Raw genomic sequence first — 15,858 nt, 5'->3', positions numbered from 1 at the left:
AGGCGCGTCCCGCCAATCACCAAACGAGGGGTGCAGGAGAACATGGCAGGATGTGGGCGTGCCGAGCGCCCCACCCACCCTGACCCGGCGCCGCCTGTTGATCGCCGCGGTCCCCGCGACGTTGGCAGTGGGGTTGCTCGCCGGGACGACGGCCTGTTCACCGCCCCCTCCACCGGCCGATCTCGCCGACCTGCGGACCCAGTTCGACCGCGCCAATGCCGACAGTCTGCTCGCCGGTGAGGCCGCCACGGTGCCGCCCGGACGGGCCCTGACACCGGACACGGTGGCCACCCTCACCGCCATCGCCGCCGAGCGCACCGCGCACGCCCGTGCCCTCGCCGATGAGATCACCCGGCTGACCGACGGCGAGACGCCCACCACCAGTGCAGCACCGACCACGACCACCGGCGCCGCGACGGCCCCGGCCGCGAAACCGACCGTCACCGACGTCGCCAAGGCGCTGCGCATGTCGGCCGAGGATGCCGCCCGGGTCGCCACCCAGATGGCCGGCTACCGGGCCGGACTACTGGGCTCCATCGCTGCCTCCTGCACCGCCGCCTACCAAGTGGCACTGGGTGATCCGGAGAAGAAGGCATGACCTCACCGCAGCCCGCTCCCGACCCGGACCGGCCGGCCGACGCCGCCCGGGCCGCGTTGTTCGACGCGGTCGCGAACGAACACGGCGCGATCTACGGCTACGGCGTGGTGTCGGCGCATTCCACACCCGAAGACAATGCCCTGGTGGCCGAGTCGATGACCCAGCACCGGACCCGCCGGGAGGAGGCGCTGGTCATGCTGGCCGAAAACTCGGTGACCCCGCCGCTGCCCGCGGCCGGTTACGAGCTGCCGCTGGAGGTGACCGACCCCGGCGACGCCGCCGAGCTGGCGGTGCGGATGGAGTCCGACACCGCCACCGCGTGGCGGGCCGTGGCCGAACAGGCACAGACACCGGAGGATCGCGGCTTCGCGGTGACCGCGATGACCCAGGCCGCGGTGCTGGCCGCCCGCTGGAACCAGGTGCTGGGTGTCCCCCAGATCACCACGGCTTTCCCGGGCGGGCCAGAGAAGACCGGTTAGGCCCGCAGCTGGGCGGCCACCTCGGCGGCCGCACCGTCGGCCGCGAGTTCACGGGCCTCACCGGTGAACCGGTTGCGCAGTTCCACGACACCGTCGGCCCAGCCGCGCCCGACCACCACGATCCACGGCATACCGAGCAGTTCGGCGTCCTTGAACTTCACCCCGGGAGAGGCGGTGCGGTCATCGAACAGCACCTCGAATCCCAGCCGGGACAGTTCGCCGGCCAACTCGGTGGCGCCCTCGCGGGCACCGACGTCCTTGTTCGCGATGACGACGTGCACGTCGAACGGCGCGACCGAAGCCGGCCAGCGCAGCCCGATCTCGTCGTGCTGCTGCTCGGCGATCACCGCGACCATCCGTGACACCCCGATGCCGTAGGAGCCCATGGTGAGCCGCACCGGCTTGCCGTTCTCGCCGAGCACATCGGCGCCGAACGCGTCGGCGTATTTGCGGCCCAGCTGGAAGATGTGGCCGATCTCGATTCCGCGGGCGGAGGTGAGCACCCCGGCGCCGTCCGGCGATGGATCGCCGTCGCGCACATCGGCGGCCTCGATCGTGCCGTCGGGAGTGAAGTCGCGGCCGGCGACGAAGCCCACCACATGCCTGTTGGGTTCGTCGGCGCCGGTGATCCAGGACGTGCCCGATACCACCCGCGGGTCCACCAGATAGCGGACACCGTTGTCCTGCAGCGCTTTCGGACCGACATAACCCTTCACCAGGAAGGGGTTGGCGGCGAAGTCGGCCTCGTCGAGGAGCACGAACTCGGCCGGTTCGAGCGCCGCACCGAGGCGCTTCTCGTCGATGTCGCGGTCACCGGGCACACCGATTCCGAGCAGCTCCCACTCGCCCCCGGGTTCACGGGTCTTGACCAGCACGTTCTTGAGGGTGTCCGCCGCAGTGACCGCGCGCCCCTCGAACTGCGCGAGGTTGGCCGAGTTGGCCCAGTCCACCAGGGTGGCGATGGTCGGGGCGTCCGGGGTGTCGTGGACCTGCGCGGCGGGCTGGCCCTCGATGGGCACATCGGCGGGAGCCCTGGTGATCACGGCCTCGACGTTGGCGGCGTAGCCGGATTCCAGGCAGCGCACGAAGGTGTCCTCACCGACCTCGCTCTCGGCGAGGAACTCCTCCGATGCGCTCCCGCCCATCGCCCCGGACACCGCCGAGACGATGACGTATTTCACCTTCAGCCGGTTGAAGATGCGCTGATAGGCCTCGCGGTGCGCGTGGTAGGCGGTCTTGAGTCCGTCCTCGTCGACGTCGAAGGAATAGGAGTCCTTCATGACGAACTCGCGGCCGCGCAGGATGCCTGCGCGCGGACGCGCCTCATCGCGGTACTTGGTCTGGATCTGATAGAGCAGCACCGGCAGGTCCTTGTAGGAGGAGTACTCCCCCTTGACCGTCAACGTGAACAGTTCCTCGTGGGTCGGGCCCAGCAGGTAGTCGTTGTTGCGCCGGTCCTGCAGCCGGAACAGGGTGTCGCCGTACTCGGTCCACCTGTTGGTGGTCTCGTAGGGGGCGCGCGGCAGCAGGGCGGGCAGCAGGATCTCCTGGCCGCCGATCGCGTTCATCTCGCTGCGCACGATGTTCTCGATCTTGCGCAGCACCCGCAGGCCCAGCGGCAGCCAGCTGTAGATCCCGGGACCGATGGCGCGCACGTAGCCGGCGCGGATCAGTAGCTTGTGGCTGGGGACTTCGGCGTCTGCGGGATCGTCACGCAGGGTTCGCAGGAACAGCTCGGACATACGGGTGATCACAGCGGGCCAGCCTAGTCGCGCCCCTGCCAGGTGCAGACGCATGCCTCGTTACCCTCGGCGTCGGCGAGCACCCAGAACGCCGGTGCGGCGTGATCGCTGAGCAGGACACCGCCCGCGGCCAGCGCCGCCTCGATGCGAGCGGCGGCCACGTCGTGTGGAACGTCGACATCGATGTGAATCCGATTGCGTTGCGGGCGTGGCGAATCCATCTGCTGGAACCAGATCGCCGGTCCGCGCCCGGCCGGGTCGACCAGGCCGCGGTGCAGGTCTGTCGTGCTGCGCGCATCCGTGTAGCCGGTGACGGCCTTCCAGAACGGCCGCACCGCGGCGATGTCGAGGGCGTCGATGGCGATCTCGAACGCCTGCAGACCGGCGCCGGGTTCGAGTGTCCTGCCCGCGGCCTGCAGCGCGCCGGCCAGCTGCCCGGCGAGCTCCAGATCCTGATCGGTCACCGCACCGTGCGCCTCGGACTGCACTGCCAGCAGCACGCGATCGTCGCGCAGGTCCAGCGACAGCTGCCCGGGGGCATCCGGGCACGCCGCCGCGGCCAGCGTGGCGACCTCGGCCGCTTCGGCCAGTGTGCTCACCCGCACCTGGGCCCGCAGCGCCCCCAGGACCAGCCGCCAGCCCAGCGCGCCGGTGGCATCGGAGATCTGCTGACGGGTCGGGTTCACAGTTCCCCTGCCTCGACGGCTTCTTTGGTGTGTTGCGCGCTGGCGATCTGGCGGGCGGTGAATCCGATGCCCAGCGCGGCGACACCGACCAACACCGCGATACCGGCCACCCACAGCAGCGAGTACGTGTACCCGTGACCGAGCGCGTCGAGTTGGGCCGGCGTCATATCGTGCACCGGGCCCGTCGTCCCGCCCAGGTAGAGCGTGCGGGAAGTCTGCACCGCCTGGATGACGACGAGCACGATCGGGCCACCCAGGTTGTAGACCATCAGGGTCACCGCCGACACCGGTCCGATGTCCCGCGGCGGGACGTCGGCGACCGCGCACAGCGGCAGCACCACCGAGATCACCCCGATGCCGAGGCCGCCCAGCACGAACAGCACCACCAGATCCGGGAAGTACGGCACATCGCGTTCCAGCGTCGACCCGAACAGCATCGCGGCCAGCACCAGGCTGCCCGCCCCGATGACCAGCCAGCGCGGTGCGAAGCGCGGCGCGAACCGGGTGGCCGCCAGGTTGCCGACACCCATACCGAGCGCGAAGGGGATGAAGCAGATGCCGGCGTGCAGCGCGGAGTAACCGAGCACATCCTGGACCAGCAGGCCGATCATCACGCTGACCGTCAGCATCACGCCACCGGCCAGGAAGTACGCCACAAAGGTCGCGACGCGGCTGCGGTTGTCGAACACCGAGAACGGCACCAGCGGGTTGTCGGCCCGCCGTTCGACGACGACGAAGGCGACCAGCGCCAGCACCGTCGCGGCAGCCGCGGCGAAGACCCACGGGTCAACCCAGCCGCGCGGCGGGCCCTGGGTGAACACCAGCACCGCGGCGGTACAGGCCAGCGTCGCCAGCAGCGCGCCGGAGACATCGAGAGTCAGCCGTTCGTGCCGGGTCTCGGCCAGCCACACCGTCGCGACGAAGATGATGGCGATGCCGATCGGCACATTGATGAGGAAGGCCCAGCGCCACGACAGCTCGGTCAGCGCACCGCCCAGGATCAGCCCGAGCACCGAGCCGAGGCCCTGCATCGCGGCCGATACCGCCAGTGCCTTGTTCCGGGCGTGCCCGACGGCGTAGGTCGTGGCGATCAGAGCCAGGCCGGTGGGCGCGGCCACCGCGGCGCCCACGCCCTGCAGCGCACGGGCGGCGATGAGGGTGATCTCGTCGGTGGCCAGGCCGCACACCAGAGAGGCGATGGTGAAGGTGCCGACGCCGGCCAGGAACGCCCGCTTGTGCCCGACCGCGTCCCCGATCCGGCCGCCGAGCAGCAGCAGGCCGCCGAACGCGAGGACATACGCGGTGATGACCCAGCTCTTGCCGGCATCGGACAGCGCCAATTCGGCCTGCATGCGGGGTAAGGCGACGATGACGATGGTGCCGTCCAGCGTGGCCATCAGCTGCATTCCGGTGATCGCGACGATGGCCGGACCGAGCACGCTTTCCGACAGCCGCGTACCCGAACTCTGCGACCCCGACATGGGTTCCAACCCTACCGACGGCAACCGACGGGAAGGTTATCCACAGGATTCATGCACAGGTGTGGACAAGTTACATGGGTGTGATTTCGACGCACAGCACTACCGGGTGCGCACAATGTGGCGCACGAAAATGGCATCAACCAGCCTTTACCCTGTAACGCACGGGGCCAAACATGCATTCCGCGAATTTTTTTCGCTCCGTGTTTGGCGTCCTGGGCGGTGGGCAAGACACCTCACATGACCGATCCGGCACCCGTCCCCGTCCGGCACCGTCGCATCGTCATCGATGGGATCGACACCTTCTACCGGGAGGCGGGCCCCGCGGATGCGCCGGTGGTGCTGCTCCCCCACGGTTATCCGTGTTCGTCCTACGCGTTCCGCAATCTGCTGCCGGCGCTGGGCGATCGCTGGCGGTTGCTGGCGCCGGACCTGCCGGGCTTCGGCCACAGTGCGACGCCCGCGCCGCGGGACTTCGGCTACACCTTCGATGCCTACGCCCGCTTCCTGGGCGGCTTCGCCGACGGTGTGGGTCTGCACTCCTACACACTCTGGCTGCACGACTACGGCTCGCAATTCGGTCTGCAGCTGGCGATGTCGGCGCCCGACCGCGTCACCGGTCTGATCATCCAGAACGGCGACATCTACCCCGACGCGTTCGGCCCGAAATACGATTTCCTCAAAGCGGCGTGGGAGAACCCCGGCCCGCAGGCCCGGCGCACCATCGCCGAGCACGTGACACCGGAGGGGTTTCGCAGCGAGTTCGTCGGCGAACTGCCCGCGGCACTCGCAGACCGGATTAGCCCCGATCTGTGGACCCTGCACTGGAGTCTGATGTCCACCCCGGAGCGCATCGCCAACCTGATCCGGCTGCTGGAGGACCAGCCAGCCACCCTGCAGCGATTCGACGCCGAACAGGCCTATCTGCGTGAGCACCGTCCACCCATGCTGATCGTGTGGGGTGTCCACGACGGGTACATGCCCGAAGCGTCCGCGCGGGCCTATCTACGCGATCTGCCGGACGCCGAGCTGCACACCTTCGACGGCGGGCACTGGCTGCTGGAGACGCATCTGGGTGAGGTCGTGCCGCTGGTGCGGGACTTCCTCAGCCGTCCAGCTCTCCGGCGTCGATCGCGTCCTTGACCTCCTGGGCGTGCGCCACTTCCTCCGCGGTGTAGCGGATGAACAGCGCCACCGCACCGACCACGACGGCGACCGCGGCCACCCACAGCAGGCCGTAGGTGTAGCCGGCGTCCAGCGCGTTGTGCTGCGCCTCGTTCATGTTCTTGACCGGGCCGGTCGTGCCGCCCAGGTACAGCGTCCGCGAGGTGATGACGGCCTGGATGATGGCCAGCACCACGGGTCCACCGAGGTTCTGCAGCATCAGGGCGATCGCCGAGACCGGGCCGATCTCGTCGAAGCCCACCCCGGCGATCGCCGAGACGGTCAGCGGAACCACGATCATGCCGATACCGAACCCACCGACCGTGATGGGGATGACCAGATTCGGGAAGTACGGGATGTCGCCGTTGAGCGTGGAGCCGTAGATCATCGCGGCGAGCACGAACACGCCACCGGAGATCACCAGCCAGCGCGGCGCGAACCGCGAGACGAGTTGCGAGGACAACCCCAGGCCCACGCCGAGGGCGACCACGAACGGGATGAACCCGATACCGGCGCGCAGCGCGCTGTAACCCATGATGTCCTGCACGTACAGGCCGATCAGCACGGTGAGGGTGAACATCACGCCGCCGGCCAGGAACACCGCGATGAAGGTGGCCACCCGGTTGCGATCACGGAAGAGCGAGAACGGCACCACCGGGTTCTCCGCGGTGCGTTCGACGTAGAGGAATGCCAGTCCGAACACGCAGGCCGCGGCACCCGAGCCCAGCGTGAGCGGCGACAGCCAGCCCTTCTCCGGTCCCATCGAGAATCCGAACACCGCGGCGGTGCAGAACAGCGTCGCGAGGATCGCGCCGGTGGCGTCCAGCTTCATCCGGGCGCGGTGGGTCTCGGTCAGGTGGGTGCGGGCCAGGTACAGCATGATCAAGCCGATCGGCACGTTCACCAGGAACGCCCAGCGCCAGGACACCTCGGTGAGCGCGCCGCCGACGACCAGACCCATGACCGAGCCGACGCCGGTCATGGCGGCGAACACCGCGGTGGCCGAGTTCCGGGCGGGGCCCTTGGGGAAGGTGGTGGCGATCAGCGCGAGGCCGGTCGGTGAGGCGATGGCGGCGCCGACGCCCTGCAGCAGACGCGCGATGACCAGGGTGGCCTCATCCCACGCGACGCCGCACAGCACGGAGGCGATGGTGAAGAGCGCGACGCCGACGATGAAGGTGCGCTTGCGGCCGATGGTGTCGCCGAGGCGTCCACCCAGCAACATCAGGCCACCGAAGGTCAGCACGTAGGCGGTGATGACCCAGCTACGACCTGCATCGGAGAGGCCCAGCTCATCCTGGATCTTAGGAAGCGCCACGATCGCAACGGTGCTGTCCATCGTCGCGAGCAGCTGCATACCGCCGATGGCAATGACCGCGGCGATGAAGTTCCAGGGCGGCACCCATGCCGGTAACCTGCTGTTTTGCCGCATATCCCCCCGGCCGACGTGTACTGGAAGGGCCCGGTTGCTGCCATCTGCGTCGTCTCGGCGGCCGGCTTTGCGCCCAGCGTCGTTGAGAGCAGTCATACCGGGTTACCTTACAGTAATCTTAAGAATCCTTTAACTGCCGAAGCCCGCCACGGGCCCGATCACGATGATTGCGGGCGGTCGAATCCCCTCCGAACGCACCCTCTCGCCGACATCGGCAAGCGTCGCGCGCACTGTTCGCTGCGCGGCGGTCGTGCCGTGCTGGACCACCATCACCGGCGTATCCGCTGGTCTACCGCCTGCCAGCAACACGGCGGCGAAAAGCTCGATGCGCTCGACGGCCATCAGCAGCACGATCGTGCCCGACATCGCGGCCAGCGCATCCCAATTCACTAACGATTCGGGGTGGTCCGGCGCAACATGGCCGCTGACCACCACGAACTCATGGGTGACGTGGCGGTGGGTGACCGGGACGCCGGCCAGCGCGGGAACCGCTATGGCGCTGGTCACACCCGGCACGACGGTGACCGGAACCCCGGCTTCGGCGCACGCGATCACCTCTTCATAGCCACGCGCGAAGACGAACGGGTCCCCGCCCTTGAGCCGGACGACGAACTTGCCCGCCTTGGCGCGGTCGATCAGGACGTTGTTGATCGCCTCCTGCGCCATCGCGCGGCCGTACGGGATCTTGGCGGCGTCGATCACCTCGACATGCGGTCCCAGCTCGGCGAGCAGTTCCGGCGGGGCGAGCCGGTCGGCGACCACCACGTCGGCGTGCGCCAGCAGCCGGCGGCCGCGCACCGTGATCAGCTCCGGGTCGCCGGGCCCGCCACCGACCAGCGCCACGCCCTCGCGCACCACATCGTCGGGCTCACCGCTGCGGTCGGCGATCACGCCGGTCTGCAGGGCGTCGTGGATCGCGTTGCGAATGGCCGCCGAGCGGCGGTGTTCGCCGCCGGCCAGCACGCCGACCGACAGTCCGTCGTAGTCGAAGGAGGCGGGGGTGACGGCGGTGCCCTCGATGGCCACGTCGGCACGCACGCAGAAGATGCGGCGGCGTTCGGCGCCGGCCACGATCGCGGCGTTGACGTCGGCATCATCGGTGGCCGCCAGCACATACCAGGCGCCGTCGAGATCTTCGTCACGGAAATCGCGCAACGTCAACGTGATCGGCGCGAACGCCTCCACCGACGGGGTGGCCGCGCGGGTGATCACATGGACATCGGCGCCGGCGGCGATCAGCAACGGGAGCCGCCGCTGGGCCACCGTGCCGCCGCCCACCACCACGACCTTGCGGCCTTCCAGACGCAAGCCGACCAGGTAGGCGTTCTCTGTCACCCGCCGAGCTTAAAGGTTGCGGCCGCCGCGACGAAGCGGGAGCTGGCATGGGGGTGCGCCGCCGGGTGTGTATGCAGGTAACCGGCATGCACACCGCCGAGCACCGCGCCGTCGGCCACCCGCGCGCCGGCTGCCGAGCTGAAACCCCAGGCACTGGGATAATCCTGGCCGAAAGTCACTGCGGTGCGGTGGAATTCATGGCCGCTGACGCGCTCGCCGACGGTGTGCAGCGGCGAATCCGTGACCGCCACGGCATCCCGGTACCCCAGGGTGAGCCGCTCGGTGAACCGGGCCGAACCGGCGAGCACCCCGCACATCGGCACTCCGTCGAGATCATCGACCAGATAGGTGAGGCCGGCGCATTCGGCGTGCACCGGGGCACCGGCGCCGGCCAGCGACCGGATCTGGGCACGCACGGTCTCGTTGGCCGACAGTTCGGCGGTGAACTGCTCGGGGAAGCCACCCGGGATGACCAGGGCGGCGGTGTCTTCGGGCAGCCCGTCGACCAGCGGATCGAAGTCGACGACGTCGGCGCCTGCGGCGGTCAGCAGCTCCCGGTGTTCGGCATAGCCGAAGCTGAACGCCCGCCCCGCGGCCAGCGCGACCGTCACCCTGCTGCTCGGCTCGACGGCCGCCGGCGACCACGGATCGGCGCTCACCCCGCTGGCAGCGGCGGCGACCAGGGCCGCGATATCGACATGGTGGGCCACCAGATCGGTCATGGCGCCCACGGCACGTTCGGCCAGCGCACCGTATTCGACGGCGGTCACCAGTCCGAGGTGGCGTGAGGGCACCTCGAGTTCGGCGGTGCGCGGAATCGCCCCGAGCACCGGCACACCGGCGTGTTCGCACGCCTGGCGCAGCACCTGCTCGTGGCGCGGGGTCCCGACCCGGTTCAGGATCACCCCGGCCAGCCGGATCGAGGTGTCGTAGGTCGAAAAGCCGTGCAGCAGCGCGGCAATGCTGTGGCTCTGGCCGCGCGCGTCGACCACCAGCACCACCGGGGCGCCGAGCAGGCCGGCGACGTGTGCGGTGGATCCGCGGGCCGGGCCCACCCCGTCCTCGGAGATGCGGCCGTCGAACAACCCCATCACCCCTTCGACGACGGCGATGTCCGCACCCGCGGTGCCGTGCCGGTAGAGCGGGCCGATCAACGACTCCCCCAGCATCACCGGGTCCAGGTTGCGGCCGGGCAGACCGGTGGCCAGCGCGTGGTAGCCGGGATCGATGAAGTCGGGACCGACCTTGAACGGTGCCACCCGGTGCCCGACGCGGCGCAGCGCGCCCATCAAACCCGTTGCCACGGTGGTCTTTCCGCTACCGGAAGCGGGCGCGGCGATGATGACGGCGGGGGTGCTCACCATTCGATACCGCGCTGCCCCTTGCGGCCGGCGTCCATCGGGTGCTTGACCTTGGTCATCTCGGTCACCAGGTCGGCGGCCTCGATCAGCGCCTGCGGGGCGTCCCGGCCGGTGATCACCACATGCTGGTTACCCGGGCGGTCGGCCAGGGTCGCGATCACCTCGTCGGTGGAGATCCAGCCCCACTTGAGCGGGTAGGTGAACTCGTCGAGCACATAGAAGTCGTGGCGCTGCTCGGCGATCCGGCGGCTGATCTCGGCCCACCCGTCGCGCGCGGTCTCGGCGTGGTCGACATCGCTGCCCTGCTTACGGGTCCAGGACCAGCCCGACCCCATCTTGTGCCACTGCACGGGCCCGCCGGTGCCGTGCTCCTCGTGCAGCTTGCCGAGCTCCCGAAAGGCGCTCTCCTCGCCCACTTTCCATTTCGCACTCTTCACGAACTGGAACACCGCGATATCGAAACCCTGGTTCCAGGCGCGCAACGCCATCCCGAACGCCGCCGTCGACTTCCCCTTACCGGGACCGGTGTGCACCGCCAGCAGCGGGGCGTTGCGGCGCGCCCTGGTGGTCAGCCCGTCATCGGGCACGGTCAGCGGTTGTCCCTGTGGCACGGTGCCTCCTACGCGGCGGTCTTGACCAGCGATGTCAGCTCGCCGGCCTGCAGCTGGGCCAGGCGGACCACGGGCGCTTCCAGCTGCTGGGCCAACTGCTCGGCCAAACCCAGACGCACGAAGGACGTCTCGCAGTCCACCACGACGGCAGCGGCGCCCTCGGCGACAAGCAGGCGGGCGGCCGTCCGGGTCCGGCCCAGCGGGTCCGGGCCACCGGTGGCCCGCCCATCGGTGAGCACCACGACCAGCGGGCGACGGGCCCGATCGCGAGCCTTCTCTCGCAGCACCACATCGCGGGCGGCCAGCAGCCCTTGTGCCAGTGGCGTCTTGCCGCCGGTGTCGAAGCGGGCCAGCCGCCGTCCGGCGATGTACACCGAGGAGGTGGGCGGCAGCAGCACATCGGCGCGCTGACCGCGGAAGGTGATGACGGCGACCTTGTCGCGGCGTTGGTAGGCATCGCGCAGCAACGACAGCGTGGCGCCGCCGACCGCGGACATCCGGTCCCGCGCCGCCATCGACCCGGAGGCGTCGACCACGAAGATCACCAGGTTGCCTTCCCGGCCCTCCCGCACGGCGCGGCGGACGTCATCGGGTTGCACCCGGGGCCGGCCCGGCCGGCGCTGGTTGTTGACCGCGGCCAACAGCGTCGCGAACACGTGGGTGCCGTGCCCCTCGCCGGGCACCTCGGTGGAGCCCACGGTACTGCCGGTGCGGTTGCGGGCCCGCGAACGCCGGCCCGGGGCGCCCTCGCCGACACCGGGGACCACCAGCGCCTTGGTGCGGAAGGTGGCCGACGGCGGTGCGCTGGACCGGGTGGGCGGGGCACCGTTACCCGACGGCTGCCCGCCGTCCTTCTGCTGGCCGTTGCCCGACGAATCGGTCTGTGGCGCTGAGCTTTCCGCCGGATCATCCACGCCGCCGCCACCGGGCGGCTCCGGGTCGGGTTCGGGGTCCTCGGGGGCCTCTTCGGTCTGCGAGAGCGCCTCGTCGAGACGATCCGGGTCCAGGCCCGGGTCATCGAAGGGGTCGCGCCGGCGGCGGTGCGGCAGCGCCAGCTCGGCAGCCACCCGGATGTCTTCCTCTTCGACGGTGATCTTCCCCGTCGCTTCGCTCGCCCCGTCCTGACTCCTCCGCCAGGCCGCGTGCGCCACCGCGGTGCGCGCGAGCACCAGATCGGCGCGCATACCGTCCACGTCGAAGGCGGCGCACAGGGCCGCTATGCGCCGTAACTCGTTGTCCGGCAGCACCACATCGGCCAATGCCAGCCTCGCTGCAGCGATCTGCCGAGCCAGCTCGGCATCGGCCCCGGCGTAGCGGGCGGCGAATCCCGGCGGGTCGGCCTCGAAGGCCAGCCGGGAGCGGATCACCTGCACCCGGACATCGACATCACGCGAGGCGGCCACGTCGACGGTCAACCCGAAACGGTCGAGCAGCTGTGGGCGCAGTTCACCCTCTTCGGGATTCATCGTGCCGATCAGCACGAAACGCGCGTCGTGGGAATGCGATACGCCGTCGCGTTCGATGTGCACCCGGCCCATCGCGGCCGCGTCGAGCAACACATCGACCAGATGGTCGTGCAGCAGGTTGACCTCGTCGACGTACAACACGCCACCGTGGGCACGGGCAAGCAGGCCCGGTGAGAAGGCGTGCTCGCCGTCGCGCAGCACCTTCTGCAGGTCCAGTGAACCGACCACCCGGTCCTCGGTCGCGCCGATCGGCAACTCGACCAGTCGCGCATCGTCGTCGACCTGGGACAAGACCGCCGCGAGCGCGCGCACCGCAGTCGATTTCGCGGTGCCCTTCTCGCCGCGGATCAGCACACCGCCGATATCGGGGCGCACCGCACAGAGCACCAATGCCAGGCGCAGCCGGTCGTGGCCCACCAGCGCGCTGAAGGGATAGTGCACGGGGGCAACAGATCGCGTCACAGCGCCACTGCTCCCGGCCGGATCATCGGCACGTGCGGGATACCGTCTTCCACATATTCGTCGCCGTCGCGCACGAACCCGTGCGCGCTGTACATGTCCTGCAGATAGGCCTGGGCATCGATGCGGCACGGATAGTTGCCCACCTCGGCGATGGCGGCCTGCATCAGCCGTGAGGTGTGCCCGTGCCCGCGGTCGGCGCGTTTGGTGCACACCCGGCCGATCCGGAACACCTTCTCCCCGCCGGGATGTTCCTCCATCAGGCGCAGCGTCGAGATCACCTGACCGTCAACGCCTTCCAGCCAGAAATGGCGCGTCTCGGCGAGCAGATCGCGGCCGTCGAGTTCCGGGTACGGACAGGCCTGCTCGACGACGAAGACCTCGACGCGCAGCTTCAGCAGCTCATAGAGCGTCGCCGCATCCAGATCCTTGGCCCAGCTTCGGCGCAGCGCGACCGTCATACGGGCGCGGGCGCATCCAGCTTGAGGACCTTGGTGCCGTAATCCCACACCTCTTGGAACAGCGCGGGCTCCCCCGACAGCTTGATGCCGAGCGAGGGGACCATCTCCTTGAGCTTGGGCAGCCAGCCCTTGTACTGATCGGCGAAGCAACGTTCCATCACCTCCAGCATGGCGGGCACGGCCGTCGAGGCGCCCGGGGAGGCGCCCAGCAGACCGGCGATGCTGCCGTCACCGGCGGTGAGCACGGTGGTGCCGAACTCGAGAACACCACCGGCACCCTTGCGGCGGATCACCTGGACCCGCTGACCGGCGATGGCGAGGTCCCAGTCGGAATCCTGTGCGCTGGGCGCGAATACCCGCAGATCGTTCACACGGTCGGCCTCACTGAGGGCAAGCTGGCCGAGCAGATACTTCACCAGGCTCATCTCGGTGAGCCCGACGCCGAGCATGGAACCGATGTTGTTCGGCTTGACCGAGAGCGGCAGGTCGGTGAACTTTCCCTGCTTGAGGAACTTCGGCGTCCAGCCCGCGAAAGGACCGAACAGCAGGTAGGACCGGCCGTTGATGACGCGGGTGTCCAAGTGCGGCACCGACATCGGCGGAGCACCCAGCGGCGGTGCGCCGTACACCTTCGCCTGGTGGGCTGCCGCGAGCTCGGGATTGTCGGTACGCAACCACTGCCCGCCGACCGGGAAACCACCGAAGCCCTTGGCCTCCGGGATACCGGCCTTCTGCAGCAACGGCAGCGCGCCGCCACCGGCGCCCACGAACACGAACTTGGCGTTGATCTTGCTCTTGGCGCCGGTGCGCCGGTTGACGACCTTCACCGTCCAGCTGCCGTCGGATTCCTTGTGCAGATCGCGCACGTCGTGGCCGAACAGGGTGGTCATGCCGTTGTTGGCGGTGTAGCCGATCAGCTGACGCGACAACGAGCCGAAGTCCACATCGGTGCCGGCCTGTGTCCAGTTCAGCGCGACGGGATCGGTGTAGTCGCGTTTGGCCGCCATCAACGGAAGCCGGCGGGCGAACTCGTCCTTGTCGTCGATGTACTCCATCGAGGCGAAGAGCGGGTTGGTCACCAGCGCCGCGTGCCGGGCCTTCAGGTACTGCGCGTTCGCCGCACCGTGCACGAAGCTCACGTGCGGGATCGGGTTGAGGAAGCTGCGCACATCGGGCAGCACACCGTTCTCCACCGCGTAGGCCCAGAACTGGCGCGACACCTGGAACTGCTCGTTGACCGTGATGGCCTTGGCGGTGTCGATGGAGCCGTCGGACTTCTGCGGCGTGTAGTTCAGCTCACAGAGCGCGGAGTGACCGGTACCGGCGTTGTTCCACGGATCGCTGCTCTCGGCGGCGGCACCGTCGAGGCGTTCGATCATGGTGATCGACCAGTCGGGTTCCAGGAGGCGCAGCAGCGCACCGAGCGTGGCGCTCATGATTCCAGCGCCGACGAGCACGACGTCTGTCTTGGCTACTTTCGGGTCAGACACGCAATAAGGTTATCCCGCCGGTGACAAGAGAAGCGGTCGGGCCGTGCAGGTCACTAGAGTGGCTGAGGTGACCGGCTGGGAGCCTGACGTATTACCTGGCTATTGGCAGCGGCCGCTGGCCCTGGGCGCCGATCCCGATGGGGAGGGCGACCTCGTGGCCACCCTCATCCGTCGTGGTGAACCGCCGGGTCGGGGCGAGCGAAGCGACGGGGAGAATCACCGGGAGCGCGCCGTGCTGGCGGTGCACGGCTACACCGACTATTTCTTCCACACCGAGCTGGCCGATCACTTCGCCGGCCGGGGATTCGCCTTCTATGCCCTCGATCTGCCCAAGTGCGGCCGGTCCCGCCGGGACGGCCAGACCCCGCACTTCACCTCCAATCTGGCGCACTATGACGGCGCGCTGGAAGCCGCGCTGGACGCCATCGGCGCCGCCGACGTGCTGATGTACGGGCATTCGGCGGGCGGGCTGATCGTGTCGCTGTGGCTGGACCGGCTGCGCAGCCGCCAGGTGAGCACCCCGATCAGCGGGCTGGTGCTCAACAGCCCGTTCCTCGACCTGCACGGACCGGCGATCCTGCGTACCCCGCCGACCTCGGCCGCGCTGATCGCGCTGGCTCGGCTGCGCAAGATGCAGGTGGTCCGCAAACCGACGGCGGGCGGATACGGGACCAGCCTGCACCGCGACTACTCCGGGGAGTTCGAATACAACCTGGAGTGGAAGCCGGTCGGCGGATTCCCGGTGACGTTCGGCTGGATCAACGCGATCCGGCGCGCCCAGTTGCGACTGCACCGCGGCCTGGACGTCGGCGTGCCCAGCCTGATCCTGCGCTCGGATCACAGCGTCACCGAATCCCCCGAACCGGAACTCATCCAGCGCGGCGACGCCGTGCTCGACGTCGCCCAGATCGCCCGGTGGGCGGGCTGTGTCGGCAACCGGCTTACGGTGGTACCGATCACCGACGCCAAACACGATGTCTTCCTGTCGCTCGCCGAGCCGCGGTCGGCCGCCTATTACGAGCTGGACAGGTGGCTGGACTGGTATCTCAGGACCGGGGCACCATCGACCACACCACATTCCGGATAAGGACGGCCC

The 15,858-nt window shown here is 69.2% G+C and carries 14 protein-coding genes; 4 read left to right on the top strand and 10 right to left on the bottom strand.

Features of this window, described 5'->3' with window-relative positions; all coding sequences use genetic code 11:
* Window positions 1-58: 58 nt before the first annotated feature.
* Both ASE48_RS18825 and ASE48_RS18820 read left to right on the top strand, forming a co-directional pair.
* Window positions 59-598: a hypothetical protein gene (locus tag ASE48_RS18825; protein WP_057168989.1), complete on the top strand. Its 540-nt coding sequence runs from the start codon at window positions 59-61 to the stop codon at window positions 596-598.
* A complete protein-coding gene (locus ASE48_RS18820) occupies window positions 595-1,077 on the top strand; it encodes a ferritin-like domain-containing protein (RefSeq protein ID WP_057168673.1) in 483 nt (160 codons plus the stop codon). Before ASE48_RS18825 ends, ASE48_RS18820 begins: the two co-directional genes overlap by 4 nt.
* Here ASE48_RS18820 and ASE48_RS18815 read toward each other — a convergent pair.
* The 3 genes from ASE48_RS18815 to ASE48_RS18805 are packed head-to-tail and all read right to left on the bottom strand — an operon-like array spanning window position 1,074 to window position 4,986.
* Window positions 1,074-2,831 (bottom strand): proline--tRNA ligase, encoded by a 1,758-nt coding sequence (locus ASE48_RS18815; RefSeq protein WP_057168672.1) that lies wholly within the window; start codon window positions 2,829-2,831, stop codon window positions 1,074-1,076. The genes ASE48_RS18820 and ASE48_RS18815 overlap by 4 nt on opposite strands.
* A gap of 11 nt (window positions 2,832-2,842) precedes the next feature.
* Entirely contained in the window at window positions 2,843-3,505 is a 663-nt protein-coding gene (locus ASE48_RS18810) for a VOC family protein (RefSeq protein ID WP_057168671.1), read from the bottom strand.
* Complete coding sequence (locus ASE48_RS18805; protein WP_156409275.1) at window positions 3,502-4,986, bottom strand: MFS transporter; 1,485 nt, start codon at window positions 4,984-4,986, stop codon at window positions 3,502-3,504. The genes ASE48_RS18810 and ASE48_RS18805 overlap by 4 nt, the downstream gene beginning before the upstream one ends.
* 237 nt (window positions 4,987-5,223) lie before the next feature.
* Here ASE48_RS18805 and ASE48_RS18800 point away from each other — a divergent pair, with 237 nt between their 5' ends.
* Window positions 5,224-6,126 carry an alpha/beta fold hydrolase gene (locus ASE48_RS18800; RefSeq protein ID WP_057168669.1) on the top strand — a complete coding sequence of 301 codons (903 nt, stop codon included), beginning with the start codon at window positions 5,224-5,226 and terminating at the stop codon, window positions 6,124-6,126.
* Here the strand turns inward: ASE48_RS18800 and ASE48_RS18795 are convergent.
* The 7 genes from ASE48_RS18795 to mqo form a co-directional block, all read right to left on the bottom strand.
* Window positions 6,089-7,579 carry an MFS transporter gene (locus tag ASE48_RS18795; RefSeq protein ID WP_235571327.1) on the bottom strand — a complete coding sequence of 497 codons (1,491 nt, stop codon included), beginning with the start codon at window positions 7,577-7,579 and terminating at the stop codon, window positions 6,089-6,091. The two genes, ASE48_RS18800 and ASE48_RS18795, sit on opposite strands and share 38 nt — an antisense overlap.
* Window positions 7,580-7,708: 129 nt before the next feature.
* Window positions 7,709-8,914 carry a uroporphyrinogen-III C-methyltransferase gene (gene cobA, locus ASE48_RS18790; protein ID WP_057168667.1) on the bottom strand — a complete coding sequence of 402 codons (1,206 nt, stop codon included), beginning with the start codon at window positions 8,912-8,914 and terminating at the stop codon, window positions 7,709-7,711.
* Complete coding sequence (locus ASE48_RS18785; protein WP_057168666.1) at window positions 8,911-10,278, bottom strand: cobyrinate a,c-diamide synthase; 1,368 nt, start codon at window positions 10,276-10,278, stop codon at window positions 8,911-8,913. Before ASE48_RS18785 ends, cobA begins: the two co-directional genes overlap by 4 nt.
* The gene (cobO, locus tag ASE48_RS18780; protein ID WP_057168665.1) at window positions 10,272-10,886 is read right to left on the bottom strand and encodes a cob(I)yrinic acid a,c-diamide adenosyltransferase; all 615 of its coding nucleotides are present in this window, start codon (window positions 10,884-10,886) and stop codon (window positions 10,272-10,274) included. Before cobO ends, ASE48_RS18785 begins: the two co-directional genes overlap by 7 nt.
* Before the next feature lie 8 nt (window positions 10,887-10,894).
* The gene (locus tag ASE48_RS18775; RefSeq protein ID WP_156409297.1) at window positions 10,895-12,793 is read right to left on the bottom strand and encodes a magnesium chelatase subunit D family protein; all 1,899 of its coding nucleotides are present in this window, start codon (window positions 12,791-12,793) and stop codon (window positions 10,895-10,897) included.
* Between the two features lie 17 nt (window positions 12,794-12,810).
* Entirely contained in the window at window positions 12,811-13,272 is a 462-nt protein-coding gene (locus ASE48_RS18770; protein ID WP_057168663.1) for a GNAT family N-acetyltransferase, read from the bottom strand.
* Window positions 13,269-14,762 carry a malate dehydrogenase (quinone) gene (gene mqo, locus ASE48_RS18765; protein WP_057168662.1) on the bottom strand — a complete coding sequence of 498 codons (1,494 nt, stop codon included), beginning with the start codon at window positions 14,760-14,762 and terminating at the stop codon, window positions 13,269-13,271. The genes ASE48_RS18770 and mqo overlap by 4 nt, the downstream gene beginning before the upstream one ends.
* 67 nt (window positions 14,763-14,829) lie before the next feature.
* Between mqo and ASE48_RS18760 the strand changes: the two genes are divergently transcribed.
* Window positions 14,830-15,849: an alpha/beta hydrolase gene (locus tag ASE48_RS18760; protein WP_057168988.1), complete on the top strand. Its 1,020-nt coding sequence runs from the start codon at window positions 14,830-14,832 to the stop codon at window positions 15,847-15,849.
* Window positions 15,850-15,858: the final 9 nt, after the last annotated feature.

Source organism: Mycobacterium sp. Root265 (assembly GCF_001428895.1).
In the GTDB taxonomy this organism is placed as follows: domain Bacteria; phylum Actinomycetota; class Actinomycetes; order Mycobacteriales; family Mycobacteriaceae; genus Mycobacterium.
Note: the sequence above shows the minus strand (reverse complement) of the source record. Positions and strands in the feature narration are given on the sequence as shown.

Excerpts from the sequence above, each read along its gene's own strand:
- ASE48_RS18820 (WP_057168673.1), top strand. The coding sequence starts at position 595 with ATGACCTCACCGCAGCCCGCTCCCGACCCGGACCGGCCGGCCGACGCC.
- ASE48_RS18805 (WP_156409275.1), bottom strand. The coding sequence starts at position 4,986 with ATGTCGGGGTCGCAGAGTTCGGGTACGCGGCTGTCGGAAAGCGTGCTC.
- ASE48_RS18800 (WP_057168669.1), top strand. The coding sequence starts at position 5,224 with ATGACCGATCCGGCACCCGTCCCCGTCCGGCACCGTCGCATCGTCATC.
- ASE48_RS18795 (WP_235571327.1), bottom strand. The coding sequence starts at position 7,579 with ATGCGGCAAAACAGCAGGTTACCGGCATGGGTGCCGCCCTGGAACTTC.
- ASE48_RS18785 (WP_057168666.1), bottom strand. The coding sequence starts at position 10,278 with ATGGTGAGCACCCCCGCCGTCATCATCGCCGCGCCCGCTTCCGGTAGC.
- ASE48_RS18770 (WP_057168663.1), bottom strand. The coding sequence starts at position 13,272 with ATGACGGTCGCGCTGCGCCGAAGCTGGGCCAAGGATCTGGATGCGGCG.